The sequence below is a fragment of the Actinomycetospora callitridis genome, from assembly GCF_028737265.1.
In the GTDB taxonomy this organism is placed as follows: Bacteria; Actinomycetota; Actinomycetes; order Mycobacteriales; family Pseudonocardiaceae; genus Actinomycetospora; species Actinomycetospora callitridis.
Map to the genome: position 1 here is coordinate 436,130 of NZ_JAQZAK010000004.1, position 17,274 is coordinate 453,403.

The following is a 17,274-nucleotide window of genomic DNA, read 5'->3' on the forward strand; positions in this document are numbered from 1 at the left end:
AGTTCGCCCACGGCACGCGGCCGGAGGGTGCGGGGACCTGTCAGGTCAGCTTGACGTCAGGGCGGCCTGACGGCAGCGTGGGCGACATGACGCCCGATGCCCTGGAACGTGAGCACACGTTGCGCACCGCGGTGGCGCGGTACGACGAGCTCCGGACGCAGGACTCGCTCGCGTCCGACGACCCAGACGACCCGGGGGCCGCGGCCGCGCTCGCCGGCGAACAGGCGCTGGAGATGCTGGCGCTCGGTGAGCTGATCGCCCGGAAGGCCGGGTACGGGCGCCAGCTGGGGGTGCGCAGCGCTCGTCGGGCCGGCGCGTCGTGGACCGAGATCGGGCGCGCCCTCGGGTCGAGCAAGCAAGCGGCGTGGGAAGCCCACAGCCGCTGGCTCGAGGAGCGCCGCCCCTGAGCCGACCGCAGTCCTCGCGTCGGGCCGGAGTGGTCGAATCGCTTCGGAAACCGAAGCAATTCCACTGGACGGTTCGGTCGGGCCACGACGCGGTCGAGCGGTGGGTGCCCCGACACCTCACGCCAACGCTTCGATTTCCGAAGCTTTCTCCGCAGGTCGGTTCGGCCTCGCCCGCGTGACCACGTCCGCCGGCTACCGCGCCAGGGCACGCACCACCTCGCCTCGCGGCCGAGCGCTCGTGGCGCCGACCGCGAGCAGCACCGAGACGCCCATGACCGTGCCGGTGAGCCGGCCGCTGGCGATCGTCGTGCCCGTTTCCGAAGTCGGGTCCGCGCACCTATGGGTCGCGGAATGGTCGTCGGGACGGGGCGGTTGTCCTCGACGTGGCACCCGCAGCGACAGGACCGCTGGACGACCCGGTCCGGGCCGCCCTGCTCGGTCCGCACGCGCACCTCGCGCAGCGCCACGGGAACGCGATCCGCTACCAGCCCGACGTCTCCCCGTTCCTCGCGGAGCCGCACGGCGCCGACGAGTGGGACGACGTCGCCGCGCTGGTCGGCGACGGGCGCTCGGTGGTCCCGGCGTTCGCGCCCCTCGACCCGCCCGATCCCCTCGAGATCGGGATGTTCCTGCCCGGCGTGCAGATGGTGGGCGACGCCATCGCCGGCCGTCCGGACCCCGAGGCCGTCCGCCTCGGCCCCGACGACGTCCCGGCGATGCTCGATCTCGTCGCCCGCACGCGCCCCGGGCCGTTCGGGAGCCGCACCGTCGAGATGGGCACCTACCTGGGCTTCGTCGAGGACGGCGTCCTGATCGCCATGGCGGGTGAGCGCCTCCACCCGCCCGGGTACACCGAGATCAGCGCGGTGTGCACCGACGCGGCCCACCGCGGACGGGGGCTCGCGACCCGGCTCGTCCTCGCGGTCGCGGCCGGCATCCGTGCCCGCGGCGAGGTCCCGTTCCTGCACGCCGCGGCGGACAACACCGCCGCGATCCGGCTCTACGAGCACCTCGGGTTCCGGCTGCGCGCCCGGCCGGACTTCGTGGCGCTCACCGTCCCGAGCCACGTCGCGGCTCGAACCTGACGAGCCCTGAGACAGGAGGACCATGACCTTCCACCTCGCGGTCGCCCTCGACGGCACCGGCTGGCATCCCGCGTCCTGGCGTGAGCCCGGCGCCCGCGCCGACGAGCTGCTGACCGCGGGCTTCTGGGTCGACCAGGTCCGTGAGGCCGAGGCCGGGCTCGCCGACCTCGTCACGTTCGAGGACGCCTTCGCCCTGCCCGGCGACGAACGCGCCGACCGCGTCCAGGGCCGCGTCGACGCCGTGCTGACCGCGCTGCGGGTCGGGCCCGTCACGTCGCACATCGGGCTGGTCCCGACGGTGATCGCGACCCACACCGAGCCGTTCCACGTGTCCACGCAGATCGCGACGCTGGACTGGGTGACCTCCGGGCGGGCCGGGCAGCGGATCAAGGTGTCGTCGGACCCGGCCGAGTACGCGCTGTTCGGCCGCCGCGATCCGGAGGACCGCGAGTCGCTCTTCGGCGAGGCCGCCGACCACGTCGAGGTCCAGCGCCGGCTGTGGGACTCGTGGGAGGACGACGCCGAGATCCGCGACGCCGCGACCGGCCGGTTCATCGACCGCGACAAGCTGCACTACATCGACTTCGAGGGCCCGCACTTCTCCGTGCGCGGCCCGTCGATCACGCCGCGCCCGCCGCAGGGCCAGCCCGTCGTCACCGCGCTCGCGCACGTCGACACCGCCTACCGGCTCGCCGCTCGCAGCGCCGACGTCGTGTTCGTGACCCCCGACGGCACCGGCCGCGACGGCCCGACGGGGGACGCGGCGTCGATCCTCGCCGAGGTCCGGGCGGCCGAGGGCGCGACCGACCGCACGACCCCGCTGCACGTGTTCGGCGACCTGCTGGTGCTCCTCGACGACACCGCCGACGCGGCCCGCGAGCGCCTGCGCCTCCTCGACGCCGCCGACGGCACGGAGCTGCGCAGCGACGCCCGCATCCTCGCCGGTACCGCGGGCGACGTCGCCGACGTCCTCGCGTCGTGGCAGGACGCCGGCCTGACCGGCGCGCGGCTGCGTCCCGCCGTCACCGCCCACGACCTGCCGCGCATCACCCGCGAGCTCGTACCCGAGCTGCAGCGCCGCGGTCTGCACCGCACCGCCTACGAGGCCGACACGCTCCGCGGGCTCCTCGACCTCGAGCACCCCGCCGACCGCTACGCCACGGCCTGAGGAGGACCCCCGTGCCCAAGCAGATCCACCTCGCCGCCCACTTCCCCGGCGTCAACAACACGACGGTCTGGAGCGACCCGGCGGCCGGCAGCCACATCGCGTTCGAGTCCTTCCGGCACTTCGCGCAGACCGCGGAGCGCGCGAAGTTCGACTTCCTCTTCCTCGCCGAGGGCCTGCGCCTGCGCGAGCAGGGCGGCAAGATCTACGACCTCGACGTCGTCGGGCGCCCCGACAACGTCTCGATCCTCATGGCGATGGCCGCCGTCACCGAGCGGATCGGCCTCGCCGGCACGGTGAACTCCACGTTCAACGAGCCGCTCGACGTCGCCCGCAAGCTCGCCTCGCTCGACCACCTCTCCGGCGGCCGCGCCGCGTGGAACGTCGTGACCAGCTGGGACGAGTTCACCGGCGAGAACTTCCGCCGCGGCGGCTACCTGCCGAAGGACAAGCGCTACCTGCGCGCGCAGGAGTTCCTCGAGACCGCGAAGACGCTGTGGGACGCCTGGGACGTCGACGAGGTGCTCGCCGACCCGACGTCGGGGCGGTACCTGCGCCACGGCGACGCCGGCCGGTTCGAGGTGCACTCCGACCAGTTCGACATCTCGGGGCGGTTCGCGACCCCGCGCAGCCCGCAGGGCCACCCGGTGATCATCCAGGCCGGCGACTCCGAGGAGGGGCGCGAGTTCGCTGCGGCGAGCGCGGACGCGATCTTCACCCGGCACGCGGAGCTGGAGGCCGGCAAGGAGTTCTACGCCGACGTGAAGGGGCGCCTGGCGAAGTTCGGGCGCCGTCACGAGGACCTCAAGATCTTGCCGGCCGCGACGTTCGTGCTGGGCGCCACCGAGGAGGAGGCGGCGGAGAACGCGCGCCAGGTGCAGTACCAGCAGGTGGGCCCGCAGACCGCGATCGCCTTCGCCGAGCAGGTCTGGAACCGCGACCTGTCCGACGTCGACCCCGACGGCCCGGTGCCGTCGTTCGACCCGAAGACCTCCGACGACGTCGACAGCGGCGCGCACATCTCGAAGGGTCGCGCGAGCGTGCGGATGTACAAGGACCCGGTCGCGATCGCGAACGAGTGGCGCGAGCTGGGCGAGCGCGAGGGCCTGTCGCTGCGCGAGGTCGTGATCCGCAAGAACGGGCGCCACACGTTCGTCGGCACCCCGCAGCGGGTCGCCGACACCATCGACGAGTTCGTGCAGTCCGACGCGAGCGACGGCTTCGTCCTCGTCCCGCACGTCACCCCGGGCGGGTTGGACGTGTTCGCCGACGAGGTCGTGCCGCTGCTGCAGGAGAAGGGCTCGTTCCGCACCGAGTACGAGGGCACGACCCTGCGCGAGCACCTCGGACTGCAGCCCTCGCCCACCACGACCACCCCGGCGGAGGCGCGCGCCTGACCCGCGACCAGCCGGGGTGAGACGATCCGCGGCGTGGCCGACCCCCGCCCGGACAAGGAACGCCCCGAGTCGTTGGCCTTCGCGACGCAGGCCGTGCACGCCGGCAATGCCGTCGACGCGGGCAGCGGCGCGATCCGCACGCCGTTGGTGATGGCGAACTCCTACGCGCTGCCCGAGGACCCCTCGGAGCTGTCGTGGTCGGGGTTCGACGTGCCCCTCTACACGCGCAACACCGGCGCCAACCAGCGCGCGCTGCAGCAGAAGCTCGCCCACCTCGAGCAGGGCGAGGACGCCGTCGTGCTCGCGTCGGGGGTCGCGGCGCTGCACGGGGTGTTCTTCACGTTCCTGCGCACCGGCGACCACGCGGTGGTCTCCGACGTCACCTACGAGGCGTCGTGGCGGCTCTTCGCCGACATTCTCCCGGCGCGCTACGGCGTCGAGGCGACCTTCGTCGACACCAGCGACCCCGACGCCGTGCGCGCGGCGATGCGGCCGACGACGCGGCTCGTGCACACCGAGGTGATCGCCAACCCGACGACGCGGGTGTGCGACGTCGCCGCGATCGCGGAGATCGCGCACGAGGGCGGCGCGCTGCTGTCGGTCGACTCGACGTTCACCCCGCCGCCGCTCTACCGCCCGCTCGCCGACGGCGCGGACCTCGTCGTCCACTCGCTGACCAAGGTCGTCAACGGGCACGGCGACGCGATGGGCGGGGCGGTGATCGGGGCCCGCGAGCACATCGACGCGATCCGCGCCGAGGCGATGGTCGACGTCGGTGGCGTGGTGTCGCCGTTCAACGCGTGGCTCATCGCGCGCGGGGCGATCACCCTGCCGCTGCGGCTGCGTCAGCACCTCGCGTCGGCCCAGCGGGTCGCGGAGTTCCTCGCCGGCCACCCGGGCGTCGCCTACGTCGCCTACCCGGGCCTCGCCGGCCATCCGCAGCACTCCCTCGCGCAGCGGCTGTTCGGTGGCCGCGGGAACGGCTGGATGATGGCGTTCGCCCTCGACGGGGACGCCGACCTGCAGAACCGCTTCGTCGCCGACCTGCGCGTCATCACCTCGGCGGTCTCGCTCGGCCACGACGAGAGCCTGATCGTGCACGTCGGGACGACCGGGGCACGGGCCGCGCACTGGCCCGAGGAGTTCCGCCGCTACGGGCACCTGCGGTTCTCCGTGGGCCTGGAGGACCCCGACGACCTGATCGCCGACCTCGACGCCGCCCTGGCCACGGTCCGTGGGTGATCGAGCCCGCTGGGTACTGGTCCGGTTGTGCGCCATCGGGTAGGAAGGTGATCGTGGGCTTCGGTGGCGGACTGGTGCGACGTCTCCACGTCGACCTCTGCCGGCTCGCGACGTGCACCTGTCGTCGCGGCTGATCTGCTCGCGTCTCTCCCTCTTCCCACGCCCGGCCGTCGCGCGCGTCCGGGCGCCCCCCTCCCACGCCTCCAGAGAGGTCCCCGATGGCTGTTCGTCCCAAGGAAACCGTCGTCCCGTTCGCCGTGCACGGCGAGGGCACCGGCGTCGCGCAGGAGCTGACCGCCGGCGGTCACGTCTTCACCACCGACGCCTACCCCGCCTTCGGTGGTGCCGACGAGGCCCCCAGCCCGCTCTTCTACGCGCTCGGCTCGCTGACCTCGTGCAACCAGGTCACCGCCGCTCTCGTCGCCAAGGACCTGGGCGTCCAGCTCGGGAAGTGGACCTTCGACATCCAGGGCGACCTCGACACCGCCGTGCTCGTCGGCGGCGCCGAGGGCAACGCGAACTTCGAGAGGGTCGAGGTGCGCGCGACCGTCGAGACCGACGCCAGCGAGGAGCAGTTCGCCACGCTGATCTCCGAGACCGCGCGCCGCTGCCCCGTGACGCAGCTCTTCCAGCGCTCGGGCCTGGAGTTCGAGAACAACTGGACCCGCGCGGAGCTCCCCGCGGCGGTCTGACAGGCCCCGACATTCGGAACGAACGCGCCGTTCGCTGCGGTAGAAGCAGCGAACGGCACGTTCGCTTCTCCACGACAGCACGATGCGGTCGCCCACGCCGGTGCGGGAGCCTGGGGAGGTGACCGGTCTCCCCGTCCTCGACCTCGCCCGCTTCCGCTCCCCCGAGCGGGACGCGTTCCTCGACGACCTGCGCCGCGCGGCGCGCGACGTCGGCTTCTTCACCGTCGTCGGCCACGGGATCGCGCCGGAGCTGACGGCACGCCTCGACGAGGAGGTGCGGCGGTTCTTCGCGCTGCCGCTGGAGCAACGCCTCGCCATCGAGAACATCGCCTCGCGGCACTTCCGCGGCTACAGCCGGGTCGGCACGGAGCGCACCGGCGGCGAGGCCGACCAGCGCGAGCAGATCGACGTCGGGCCCGAGCGGTCGCCGGTGCACGGAGAGGCGCGCTACTGGGGCCTCGTCGGGCCGAACCAGTGGCCGCCGGCGCAGCCCGCGCTGCGCGACGCCGTGCTCTCCTGGCAGGACGAGGCGCTGCGGGTGAGCCGGGAGATCCTGCGCGCCCTGGCGGCGTCGCTGGGCCAGCCCGAGGACCACTTCGACCGGTGGTTCGACGACGAGTCGCACCTGCACCTCAAGGTCGTCCACTACCCCGGCGGGGCATCCACCGGGCAGGGCGTGGGAGCGCACAAGGACTACGGATTCCTCGCGCTGCTGCACCAGGACGACGTTGGTGGCCTGCAGGTGCAGGTCCCGGGCACCGGCGAGTGGCTCGACGCCGCGCCCGTGCCGGACGGCTACGTCGTCAACATCGGCGAGATGCTCGAGGTCGCGACGCGCGGCTACCTCACCGCGACCCGCCACCGCGTCGCGAGCCCGCCGCCGGGCGTCGACCGCTACTCGGTGCCGTTCTTCCTCGGGCCCCGCCTCGACGCCGTCGTCGAGCCGGTGGACCTGCCGCCGGAGCTCGCGGCCGAGACCGCGGACTGGGACCCGAACGACGACCCCGACAACCCCCTGCTCGCGGCGTACGGCGAGAACGCGCTGGTCGGCTGGCTGCGCTCGCACCCGGCCGTCGCCGCGCGGTACTGGAGCTGAGCGCCGGCCTCCTCTCCGCGCGCAGGGCACCTTCGGCCGGCAAGAGCGGCGAGGGCCACCCTCCGCCGGAACGACCTCGCCGACGACGGGCACGTTCCGCATGATCGCCACCGGATCCGGCTGCGGAACGTGCCCGTCGTGGCGGCCCCGCGACGCGACATCGATCTCGTCTCTCCGGTCTCCGGTTCCGTGCACCAGGATGGCGCCGTGGCGAGGATGCGTGCCGTCGTGCTCGACGGGCCGGGTGACCTGACCGCTTTGCAGCTGCGCGACCTCACGGTCCCCGAGCCGGAGCCGGGGCAGGTCCTGATCTCCGTGAAGGCCTTCGGGCTCAACCGGTCCGAGCTGCACACCCGCCTCGGCCTCGCCGACGGCGTGACGTTCCCGCGGGTCCCCGGCATCGAGGCCACCGGGACCGTCGCCGTCTGCCCGGGCGGCGAGTTCGTCCCCGGCCAGCAGGTCGTCGCCATGATGGGCGGGATGGGCCGCACGTTCGACGGCGGCTACGCCGAGTACACCTGCGTGCCGGCCGCCCAGGTCACCGCCTTCTACAGCGACCTCGACTGGGCCACGCTCGGCGCGGTGCCGGAGATGCTCCAGACCGCGCACGGCGCGCTCACCGATGGGCTCGACGTGCGGCCCGGCCAGTCGCTGCTCGTGCGGGGCGGGACGTCGTCGGTCGGCATGACCGCCGCGGTGCTCGCCAGGTCGCGGGGGCTCACCGTGCTCGCGACGACCCGCGACGAGGCCAAGGGCGAGCGGCTCCGCGCGCTCGGGGTCGACCACGTGCTGGTCGACGACGGGGACGTCGCCCGCCAGGTGCGCGACGTCCTCGGCGACGGCGTCGACGCCGCGCTCGAGCTGGTGGGCACCCCGACCCTGCCCGACACCCTGCGCGCCACGCGCCGCCACGGCGTCGTCTGCTTCGCGGGGATGCTGTCGAACCGATGGACGGTGCCGGATTTCTATCCCATCGAGTACCTGCCCCGCGGGGTCCGGCTCACCGCCTACGGCGGGGACGCGAGCGACCTGCCGGCCGCGGTGCTGCAGCAGTTCCTCGACGACGTCGCGGCCGGCCGCGCCACCGTGCCGCTCGGCCAGGTCTTCCCGCTCGAGCGCATCCGCGACGCCCACGCGGTCATGGAGGCCGACCGCGCGACCGGGAAGCTCGTCGGGCTCCCCCGCATCCTGCGCTGGCGCTCGCGCCGCTGAGGCGTGCCCCGTGGTTCGGGACGAACGCGCCGTTCGCTGCTCCTAGCGCAACGAACGGCGCGTTCGCTCCAAACCGAGGCGGGGCGGCGTCAGCTGTACCAGGTCGGCTCGGGGAGCTCGTCGGTCAGCACGAACCGCCCGACCTCGCGGCGCTTGTACGCCACGGGGTCGTGCAGGGTGTGCGTCCGCACGTTGCGCCAGAAGCGGTCGAGGCGCAACGAGGACGTCGTGGACCGCGCACCGGTGGCCTCGAAGATGCCGCTCGTGATCTCGAGCGCCACGTCCGTGGCGCGCGCCTTGACGGCCGCGACGCGCACCTCGTGCTCGCCGCGCGCCCGCTCGGTGACCGCGTCGGGCTCGCGGTGGATCGGCAGCGCCTCCTGCGCGACCGCGTCCGCGAGCGCCTCGACGGCCCACAGCTTGGCCGTGTGGTCGCCGTAGAGGTCGATCACGTACGGCTCGTCGACGGCGCTGGAGTGCCCGCCGTGCAGCCACGGACGCGTCGTCGTGCGCGTGTACGCCGCCGCCTCGTCGAGCGCTCCGCGGGCGATGCCGAGGTAGAAGCTGACGAAGACGAGCTGGATCACCGGCACGTTGAGGGTGTTGTAGACGCGCGGGGTGAAGACCTTGTCGCGGAACCCGGCGGCCTCCGCCCACGAGACGCGCACGCCCTCGAGCGTCACGCTGCCCGACTCGGTGAGGCGCTGGCCGATGTTGTCCCAGTCGTGGAACGTGATCGCCGGCTGATCCGACGGCACGATCGCGAAGATGTGCGTGTCGGTGTTCTCCAGCACCCCCTCGAGGACGGTGACGTCGGAGACCCTGCTGCCCGTCGAGAACGACTTGTGGCCGCTGAACGTGATCTCGTCGCCCTCGTCACGGATGACGACGTCGGCGTCGCGCGGGTTCACCGCGCCGCCGAAGAACCACCGCTGCCGCGTGGCCTCGGCCTCGACGTGGGCGATCTGCTCGGGCGTGCCCACCAGGCGCGCGGCCCAGAACCAGAGCAGGTGGTAGCCCAGGAGCTGGCCGATCGAGCCGTCGCCGGCGGCCACCTCCCGGATCACGCGGTAGGCGGTGGGCCACTCCTGGCCGCCGCCGCCGTGCTCGACGGGGCCGAGCAGGGTGACGAGGCCGGAGTCCTTGAGCAGGGCGACCTCCGCGTACGGCGCCTTCCCCGCCGCGTCACGCTCGGCGGCGTCGGCGGCCAGGACGGTGCGCACGAGGCGCGCCCGCTCGAGCCACTCGGCCTCGGTGTGCGGGGTGGGCAGGGTGCTGAAATCGGGGGTGGTGGTCTGGCGGTCGAGCGTGCTGGTCACGGTTCTCCTCGATCACGGGGTTCGGGCGGGTCGGCGAGGAGGTCCGACATGCCTGGGCGAACACCCGCCCGTGGTCGATGTGCCGGCGCCGCGTGAACGGGGCCGGCGCGGACGGCGAGGTCACCGCCGGGTGGGCAGCGGGTGGCGACGCAGGTCGTCGCGCGGACGCGCCTGGGCCGTGGCGACCTCGGCCGCGATGCGCTCGGTCAGGAGCTCGGCGACAGCGGCGCCCCGTGGACCGAACCGGCGGCTGGAACGGGGGATGACGGTGGCCATGCGGGGTTCCTCCGATGGACCTCGGCGGGCGCGGTCGGCGCGCACGGCGAGGAGGTGTGGACCAGGGCGAGCAGCGGCGCGCGACGACACAGGTCGTCGAGCAGGCGCGTACGGATGGCCCGGAAGGGCGTCATGTCGACTCCGACGAGCAGGAGGGCGGCACCCGGGGATCACCCGGGTGGTGCTCATGCGGTCAGGGTCGACAGATCGCGGCGGAGGTCCGGCAGAGATCGACATGACGGCGCCACGCGTGCCACACGGTGGTCGGCGCCTCGGTCACGGACGGGACGGTACGCATGGCCGACGCCCCGGCGCCACCACCGTGTGAGCGAGATCGGTCGGCTGCCACAGTGACGGTCATGGACGACGAATTGGTGCACCTCGAGGTCACGGGCGGCACGGCGACGATCACGCTCGACTCGCCGCGCAACCGCAACGCGCTCTCCGCGCAGGTCCGCCGGGAGCTCTCCGCCCACCTGGACACCGCGACCCTCGACGAGACGGTGCGCGTCATCGTCCTGACGCACACCGGGCCCGTGTTCTGCTCGGGGATGGATCTGCGCGAGTCGCGCGGCGCGGGGTCGGACGACCAGGGCGTCAACGAGTTCCCCGCGATCCTCAGCACGCTCTGGACGTCGGACACGCCCGTCATCGCCCGTGTCGCGGGCCCGGCCCGCGCCGGTGGCGTCGGCCTCGTCGCCGCCTGCGACATCGCGGTGGCCGTGCGCGAGGCGACCTTCGCGTTCACCGAGGTGCGCATCGGCGTCGTCCCCGCCGTGATCTCGTCGGTGGTGCTCCCCCGCCTGCTCCCCCGCGCCGGCAGCGAGCTGATGCTCACCGGCGAGACCTTCGACGCCACGCGCGCCGAGGCGGTCGGCCTCATCAACTCCGCCGTCGACGCCGACGGTCTCGACGTCGAGGTCGCCCGCTACGCCGACATGCTCGCCCGGGGCGGGCCCCGCGCCCTCGCGGCCACCAAGGCGCTCCTGCGCCGCGACCGCGGGGAGCACCTGCAGCAGGACCTCGAGGCGATGCTCGGGCTCTCGGCCGAGTTCTTCGCCTCCGAGGAGGGCCAGGAGGGCATGGCCGCGTTCGCGGAGAAGCGGGCGCCGTCGTGGGTGCCGGGCCCGCCGACCGAGTGATCCCTCGTCAGACGAGGTTGACGACGACCACCAGCACGAGCAGGGCCAGCAGCGTGGCCGTGACCCAGATGCGCGCGACCCGGCGGTCCACCTCAGACCTCGGGCGCGGTCGTGGCCTCGGCGCGCCGCCGCTCACGTCGCTCCTGGGCCTCCAGGCGGGCGGCCACCGAACGCTCGACGACCGTGTCGATGATCGCCGCCGCGCCCCAGCACACCGGGCCCACGACGGCGACGACGAGGACGACCTGGACGGTGAAGTCGAGCTGGGTCAGCCACAGCTCGACGCCGTCCCACCAGGTCGCGACGGCACGCAGCACGTGCTCGACGGTACGCGGGGGGCCGGGGCCCCGGTCAGCGGGCCAGGAAGTCCTCGACCAGGGGCGCGACGAGGTCGACGCGGCTGATCAGCTCGGTGTGCTTCGTGCGCGGGAGGACCGCGAGGCCGGCGTCGGGGATCGCGTCGGCCATCGCCACGGCGGCGTCGACCCGGACGAAGTCGTGGTCGCCGACCATCACCAGCGTCGGCGCCGTGATGCGCTCGAGGTCGGCGCGCGACCAGTTCTCGTCGGCGGTGACGATGGGGTCCAGCTTGGCGACGACGGTCTCGAACGTGCTCAGCCCGTGGCGCTCGTACTCGGCGAACATCGCGCCGAACTCGGCCTCGGTGGGCATGCGGGTCGACGTCGCGTACTGCGAGGGGTCGTGGATCTCGTCGTGGTAGTCGTCCTTGCGCCGGTGGACAGCCCCGAGCACCAGCCGGTCGACGCGATCGGGATGCCGCACCGCGGTCTCGAGGGCCACGAGCCCGCCCCAGCTGAACCCGAGCACGTCGGCACGCTCGAGACCGAGGTGGTCCAGCACGCCGACGACGTCGCCGGCCTGGTTGGCGAGGGTGATGTCACGGTCGACGTCGGCCGTGCGCCCGTGTCCCTGCAGCTCGACGGGGACGAGGCGGCGGGTCGGGCCCAGACGGGGCATCAGCGTCCCGAAGCTCAGGTCCAGCGTCATCATCCCGCCGTGCAGCAGCACCAGCGGCGTGCCGGTGCCGTGGTCCTCGAAGTAGACGTCGATACCGGGCAGCGGGGCGTACACGGGTCCTCCAGGAGGTTCTCGGTTCGTTTCGGGGCTCTCACCGGTGGAACTGCGCCCACCCGCCGAACTCATCGGGCATCGGGCAAGTCGTCCCGGATAGGTTGCGGGGCATGTTCGCGGTCTACGCCTCCGAGCCCAACGCCGACGACCCGATCGCCTCCCTCGTGGTGGGCGAGCGGCCCGATCCCGACGTGCCCGAGGGCTGGGTACGGGTCAAGGTCGAGGCGGCGAGCCTCAACATGCACGACCTCTGGACCCTGCGGGGCGTCGGGATCAAGGAGGACCAGTTCCCGATGATCCTCGGCTGCGACGGCGCCGGGACGCTCGACGACGGCACGCCCGTCGTCCTGCACTCACTGATGGGTGACCCGGACTGGAAGGACGACGAGACCCTCGACCCGAAGCGCAAGATGCTCACCGAGTGGGCGCAGGGCAGCTTCGCCGACTACGTCGTCGTCCCGAAGCGCAACGCGCTCCCCCGCCCGGAGGGCATGACCGCCTCCACCGGCGCGGTCATGGGGACGGCCTGGCTCACCGCCTACCGGATGCTGTTCACGAAGTCCGGCCTGCGCGGCGGGCAGACGATGCTCGTGCAGGGCGCCTCCGGCGGCGTCTCGACGGCGCTCATCCAGCTCGGGCGCGCCGCCGGCATGCAGGTGTGGGTCACCGGGCGCTCCGACGAGAAGCGCGAGCTGGCCCTGCGTCTCGGCGCGCACCAGGTCTTCGAGTCGAACGCGAAGCTCCCGGGCAAGGTGCAGGCGGTGTTCGAGACCGTCGGCGAGGCCACCTGGAAGCACTCGCTGCGCTCGCTCGTCCCGGGCGGCACGATCGTCTGCTCCGGCGCGACGTCGGGCAACGCGCCCAGCGCCGACCTCGCCCAGGTCTTCTTCCTGCAGAAGAACGTCGTCGGCTCGACGATGGGCACGCTCGCCGAGCTCCGCGACCTGCTCGAGTTCGTCGCGGCCACCGGCATCGTCCCGGAGATCGGCCAGGAGATCCCGATGGCCGACGCGAAGGACGGGTTCCGGTCGATGCTCGACGGCGTCACCGCAGGCAAGATCGTCTTCACGCGCTGATCCCCATGTGAGCGATTTTCACGGCTATAGCCGTGAAAATCGCTCACGGGGTCAGGCGGAGAGGCGGCCCTCGGCGGGCGCGGACTCGGCGAGCTGGGTGAGGACCGCGCGGGCGAGGGCGTCGTTGGCCCGGAAGCTCAGCGCGTTGGTGTTCGGGCGCGTGAACGCCCCGGGCAGCCGGACGTTGGTGTGCGGCCCGATCGCGAAGCGGCACGGGTCGGGCCGGCCCTCGGCGTCGACGAGGCGGAAGTCCGACGTGCGCACCCGCACGAGGCCGGTGTTGTGCAGGGTGACCGCGGCGCCGGAGTGCGCGACCGCCGCGTCGGCGGCGTGCACGGCCGTCCCGGAGTCGGTGTGCTCCTCGCGCAGGGTCTCCTCGTCGAGCAGGCCCTCGGCGTGGAGCCCGGCGAGCATCGGGTCGTCGCTGCGGCTCACGCTCGGGGAGGACAGGCGCGCCTCGACGAACGTCTGCGCGGTGACCGCGACGCGGTCCAGCGAGGCACTGGTGGCCCGGAAGCCGCCGTCGACAGGGTGCACCTGCACGCCCGCACCGAGGAAGACGACGTAACCCGCGCGCGAGAGCGCGAGCAGCTGGCGCAACCGCGGTCCGGGTGGGCCGCTGGCCAGCGAGCTGAAGAAGTTCTGCCACCACGCGAGGTCCTGGGCCCGCGAGCGCGGCGTCAGGGCCGGCGTGCCCGCGAGCTCCGCGACCTGCGCGAACACCGACAGCAGGCCGACGAACGCCCCGAGCTCGGCGGTGTAGCGGTCGTCGACGTGGCGGGCGAGGTCGTCGAGCACGTAGGACCGCAGGCGCTCCTGCAGGCTCGGGAGATCCGGCGCGCTGACGTCGTCGAGGGGCCGGTCCATGCGCTCGAAGTCGAGGCGGTCGGAGGGGTCGGGCACGAACCCGGCGACGAGTTCGTGCATCGCCGGCGTGTACCAGTCCAGCGCGGCGAAGCGCAGCGCGAAGTCGTCCCAGACACCGCGCACGCGGTCGGGGTGGCCGGCGAAGAGCTCGTGGTAGTACGCCCAGCCGACCTCCTTGGCCATGAGCGGCCACACGTCGCGGCGCAGGTCGACCGACCCCCGACGGACGAACCCGGCGATCTCGTCCGGGCCGAGGAACCGCGGCAGCGGAGGCCGCGGTCCGCGCAGCGCGTACTCGGTCTTGGCGTGGTACGGCACCCCGCGTCCCGACCCGACGTGCACGACGGGCTCGCGGCCGGAGGGCTCGTAGTCGAGCGTGCCGTCGCCGCGGTCGTGGAAGCGGCCCCCGCGGCCCTCGAAGAGCAGGACCATGAGGTCGATGAACGCGAGGCCCATCCCGCGCGCGATCACCGTCTCCCCCGCCGGGATGCGGTCGAGGTCGGAGTCGGTGGTCTGCTCGGGCGGGAAGTAGCGCAGCCCGTGCTCGTCGGCGTGCGCCGCCAGCGCGGCCTCGGCCTCGGTCGGCGCCGCGTCGAGGTGGCCCGAGGCGAGCACCAGCACGTCGGCGGGCAGCTCCGGAGGGTTCTGGTCGGAGCCCCCGTCGAGCAGCACCACGTCGGGGGCACCGCGTCGCAGGCCCACCGCCCGCGTGCGGTGGCGGTGCACCCGGACCTGCGGCGGGAGGGTGGCGAGCACGCGGCGCAGGACGAAGTCGAGGTAGTGGCTCTGCAGGCGCCGGGTGGCGAACGTCGCCGGCCCGAGCGCGCGCAGCTCGTCGCCCACCGGCCCGTCCGGCACCGACTCGCCGTCGAGCTCGCCGTCGCGGACCGCCACGGCCCAGTCGTAGAGGGACGGACCGGGCACGATCGGACCCTCGCAGCGCACACTGTCGTCGGTGAACATCGTGACGTCGGCGGCCATGGAGTTCATCCACAGCAGCGCCGACTGGTCCTCACGCCAGATGCGTCCCGCGCCGTCGGGGTAGGGATCGACGAGGTGGACGTCGAGATCCTCGACGAACTCGGGTGCGCTCGCCGCGAGGCGTTCGAGCACACCGGTCCCGCGAGGCCCGCCCCCGACGATCACCACCGACCGCGTCATGACGCTCCCTCCGCGTTCTTCCACGGTAGGTCCGCGCCCGGGGGCCGGCCACTCTGCGCTCCGCGCGTGTGAGCGCTGGCACGTGCCTGCGCACGCGCCAGCGGTCAGCGAGGAATCAGCGGCGGGGGCGGCTCGGGCGCGAGGACGGGCTGGCCGCCTCGGCGCCCGACGCGCGGCGCAGGCCCATCGGGCGACCGGCGACGCGGGCGCGCTGCAGGCGCTTGACCACGTGCCCCGGCACGTCGGCCGGGAGCTCGACCAGCGTGTGGTCGGGCCGGATGTCGATGTGGCCGATGTGCTGCGAGTCGAGGCCGGCCTCGTTGGCGATGGCGCCGACGATCGCACCGGGACGCACCCGCTGGTTGTGGCCGACGTCGATCCGGTAGGTGTCGGTGCCCGAGCCGACGGTCCACTCGGGCGCCTTGCCGCTACGGCCCTGGCCGCGGTCCGGCTTGCCGCCACCCTCGCGCGGGCTGCGCTTCTCGCCGCGCGGCGGCGCGACGGGCAGGTCCTCGACGAGCAGGGGCTTCGTGCCCTGCACCATCTTGGCCAGCGCGGCGGCCAGCTCGAGGGGGTCGGCGCCGGTCTCGGCGACGTAGTCGCCGACGATGCCGCGGAAGACGTCGAGCGGGTCGCCGCCGGTGACGGTGCCGTCGAGCGTGCCGGTGATGCGCTCGGCGAAGCGGCGCTTGCGCACCGCGTTCACCTCGTCGGTGCCCGGCACCGACATCTCCTCGGCCTTCTGCTTGGTGGCCGACTCGATCATGCGCATCGTGCGGATCTGGCCGCGGGTGACGAACGAGATCGCCTCGCCGCTGCGCCCGGCCCGCCCGGTGCGCCCGATGCGGTGCACGTAGGACTCGGAGTCCGGCGGGAGGTCGTGGTTGACGACCAGCGAGATCCGGTCGACGTCGAGCCCACGGGCGGCGACGTCGGTGGCCACGAGGACGTCGATCTCACCGGAACGCAGACCGTTGATGGTCTTCTCGCGCTGCGGCTGCGACAGGTCGCCGGAGATCGCCACCGCCGAGAACCCGCGCCGGTTGAGGGCGTCGGTGACGTCGGTGGTGTTCTGGCGGGTGCGCACGAAGACCAGCGCGGCGTCGAAGTCCTCGACCTGCAGGATGCGCGCGAGCGCGTCCGCCTTCTGCCGCTCGGGCAGCACGACGTAGCGCTGACGGGTGTTGATACCCGTCTGCGTCTTCGACTTGATCGACACCTCGGCCGGCGAGTTCAGGTGCCGGCGCGAGACCTCGCGGATGGCGCCGGGCATGGTCGCCGAGAACAGCGCCACCTGACGGTCGGCGGGCAGCAGCTCGAAGATGGCCTCGACCTCTTCGAGGAAGCCCATCTGCAGCATCTCGTCGGCCTCGTCGAGCACGAAGTGCGCGACGCCGGACAGGTCGAGGGTGCGCTTCTCGAGGTGGTCGGCGATGCGGCCGGGGGTGCCGACGACGATCTGGCCGCCACGGCGCAGCCCGTGCAGCTGCGGGCCGTAGGGCGCGCCGCCGTAGAGCTGGACGACGTTGAGCCCGGGGACGCCGGCGCCGAGGCGCTCGATGGCCTCGGCGACCTGGATCGCCAGCTCGCGGGTGGGCGTGAGGACGAGCGCCTGCACGCGCCGCTGCGCGGGATCGATCGCCGAGAGCATCGGCAGCGCGAACGCGGCGGTCTTGCCGGTGCCGGTCTGCGCGAGGCCGAGCACGTCGCGGCCCGACAGCAACAGCGGGATGGTCTCGGTCTGGATCGGGGTCGGGGTGTCGAACCCGGACTCGACCAGGGTGGGGAGCAGGCGCTCCGCGACACCGAGCGCGGCGAACCCGGTGGCGGGCTCGTCGTCGGTGGCGTCAGCGGTGGCGTCGTCGTCTTCGGTGGCGTCGGACGCGTCGACGGCCGGCTCCTCGGAGCCGGTGTCGTCGGGGGTCTCGGTGACGGGAGCGTCCTCGGCGGACGTCGCGTCCGCGGGGCTCTCGTCGGTGGAGTGGGAGATCACGTCGACGAGCTCGACGTCGTGATCGGACAGGACAGCAGCGTTGGTCACAGAT

At 73.3% G+C, this 17,274-nt stretch carries 18 protein-coding genes; 11 read left to right on the forward strand and 7 right to left on the reverse strand.

The features are described from left to right. Nucleotides 1-86 precede the first annotated feature (86 nt). The 9 genes from PH191_RS16660 (at nucleotide 87) to PH191_RS16695 (ending at nucleotide 8,296) form a co-directional block, all read left to right on the forward strand. Complete coding sequence (locus tag PH191_RS16660) at nucleotides 87-407, forward strand: hypothetical protein (protein ID WP_274195732.1); 321 nt, start codon at nucleotides 87-89, stop codon at nucleotides 405-407. 383 nt (nucleotides 408-790) lie between these two features. After that, entirely contained in the window at nucleotides 791-1,492 is a 702-nt protein-coding gene (locus PH191_RS16665) for a GNAT family N-acetyltransferase (RefSeq protein WP_274195733.1), read from the forward strand. Nucleotides 1,493-1,514: 22 nt separating this feature from the next. Further along, nucleotides 1,515-2,660 (forward strand): LLM class flavin-dependent oxidoreductase, encoded by a 1,146-nt coding sequence (locus PH191_RS16670; protein WP_274195734.1) that lies wholly within the window; start codon nucleotides 1,515-1,517, stop codon nucleotides 2,658-2,660. Between the two features lie 11 nt (nucleotides 2,661-2,671). Then, entirely contained in the window at nucleotides 2,672-4,054 is a 1,383-nt protein-coding gene (locus tag PH191_RS16675; protein WP_274195735.1) for an NtaA/DmoA family FMN-dependent monooxygenase, read from the forward strand. A 33-nt stretch (nucleotides 4,055-4,087) separates the two neighbouring features. After that, nucleotides 4,088-5,296, forward strand: coding sequence for a trans-sulfuration enzyme family protein (locus PH191_RS16680; RefSeq protein ID WP_274195736.1), 1,209 nt, complete (start codon nucleotides 4,088-4,090; stop codon nucleotides 5,294-5,296). 53 nt (nucleotides 5,297-5,349) lie between these two features. Next, entirely contained in the window at nucleotides 5,350-5,430 is an 81-nt protein-coding gene (locus tag PH191_RS30115; protein WP_420791817.1) for a putative leader peptide, read from the forward strand. Between the two features lie 84 nt (nucleotides 5,431-5,514). Next, nucleotides 5,515-5,988 (forward strand): OsmC family protein, encoded by a 474-nt coding sequence (locus tag PH191_RS16685; RefSeq protein ID WP_274195737.1) that lies wholly within the window; start codon nucleotides 5,515-5,517, stop codon nucleotides 5,986-5,988. Nucleotides 5,989-6,106: 118 nt separating this feature from the next. Next, nucleotides 6,107-7,084, forward strand: coding sequence for an isopenicillin N synthase family dioxygenase (locus PH191_RS16690; protein WP_274195738.1), 978 nt, complete (start codon nucleotides 6,107-6,109; stop codon nucleotides 7,082-7,084). A gap of 216 nt (nucleotides 7,085-7,300) precedes the next feature. After that, nucleotides 7,301-8,296, forward strand: a complete 996-nt coding sequence (locus PH191_RS16695; protein WP_274195847.1) for a zinc-binding alcohol dehydrogenase family protein — start codon at nucleotides 7,301-7,303, stop codon at nucleotides 8,294-8,296. An 89-nt stretch (nucleotides 8,297-8,385) separates the two neighbouring features. On the opposite strand, the gene PH191_RS16700 is transcribed toward PH191_RS16695, so the two are convergent. Both PH191_RS16700 and PH191_RS16705 read right to left on the reverse strand, forming a co-directional pair. Continuing rightward, a complete protein-coding gene (locus tag PH191_RS16700) occupies nucleotides 8,386-9,567 on the reverse strand; it encodes an acyl-CoA dehydrogenase family protein (RefSeq protein WP_274195848.1) in 1,182 nt (393 codons plus the stop codon). A 168-nt stretch (nucleotides 9,568-9,735) separates the two neighbouring features. Beyond that, nucleotides 9,736-9,891: a hypothetical protein gene (locus PH191_RS16705; protein WP_274195739.1), complete on the reverse strand. Its 156-nt coding sequence runs from the start codon at nucleotides 9,889-9,891 to the stop codon at nucleotides 9,736-9,738. Nucleotides 9,892-10,250: 359 nt separating this feature from the next. Here PH191_RS16705 and PH191_RS16710 point away from each other — a divergent pair, with 359 nt between their 5' ends. Further along, entirely contained in the window at nucleotides 10,251-11,033 is a 783-nt protein-coding gene (locus tag PH191_RS16710; protein ID WP_274195740.1) for an enoyl-CoA hydratase-related protein, read from the forward strand. A gap of 7 nt (nucleotides 11,034-11,040) precedes the next feature. Here PH191_RS16710 and PH191_RS16715 read toward each other — a convergent pair whose 3' ends face one another. Genes PH191_RS16715 through PH191_RS16725 form a run of 3 tightly spaced genes read right to left on the reverse strand, consistent with a single transcriptional unit; the run spans nucleotide 11,041 to nucleotide 12,125 of the window. After that, on the reverse strand, nucleotides 11,041-11,169 hold the full coding sequence (locus PH191_RS16715) for a hypothetical protein (RefSeq protein WP_274195856.1): 129 nt from the start codon (nucleotides 11,167-11,169) through the stop codon (nucleotides 11,041-11,043). Beyond that, the gene (locus PH191_RS16720) at nucleotides 11,126-11,350 is read right to left on the reverse strand and encodes a hypothetical protein (RefSeq protein WP_274195741.1); all 225 of its coding nucleotides are present in this window, start codon (nucleotides 11,348-11,350) and stop codon (nucleotides 11,126-11,128) included. Before PH191_RS16720 ends, PH191_RS16715 begins: the two co-directional genes overlap by 44 nt. Before the next feature lie 34 nt (nucleotides 11,351-11,384). Continuing rightward, the gene (locus PH191_RS16725) at nucleotides 11,385-12,125 is read right to left on the reverse strand and encodes an alpha/beta fold hydrolase (protein WP_274195742.1); all 741 of its coding nucleotides are present in this window, start codon (nucleotides 12,123-12,125) and stop codon (nucleotides 11,385-11,387) included. A 110-nt stretch (nucleotides 12,126-12,235) separates the two neighbouring features. Here PH191_RS16725 and PH191_RS16730 point away from each other — a divergent pair, with 110 nt between their 5' ends. Then, nucleotides 12,236-13,201 (forward strand): quinone oxidoreductase family protein, encoded by a 966-nt coding sequence (locus tag PH191_RS16730; protein ID WP_274195743.1) that lies wholly within the window; start codon nucleotides 12,236-12,238, stop codon nucleotides 13,199-13,201. Nucleotides 13,202-13,252: 51 nt separating this feature from the next. Here the strand turns inward: PH191_RS16730 and PH191_RS16735 are convergent, their stop codons facing one another. Both PH191_RS16735 and PH191_RS16740 read right to left on the reverse strand, forming a co-directional pair. Continuing rightward, nucleotides 13,253-15,229, reverse strand: coding sequence for an FAD/NAD(P)-binding protein (locus PH191_RS16735; protein ID WP_274195744.1), 1,977 nt, complete (start codon nucleotides 15,227-15,229; stop codon nucleotides 13,253-13,255). A gap of 115 nt (nucleotides 15,230-15,344) precedes the next feature. Next, nucleotides 15,345-17,270: a DEAD/DEAH box helicase gene (locus tag PH191_RS16740; RefSeq protein WP_274195745.1), complete on the reverse strand. Its 1,926-nt coding sequence runs from the start codon at nucleotides 17,268-17,270 to the stop codon at nucleotides 15,345-15,347. Between the last annotated feature and the right edge of the window lie 4 nt (nucleotides 17,271-17,274).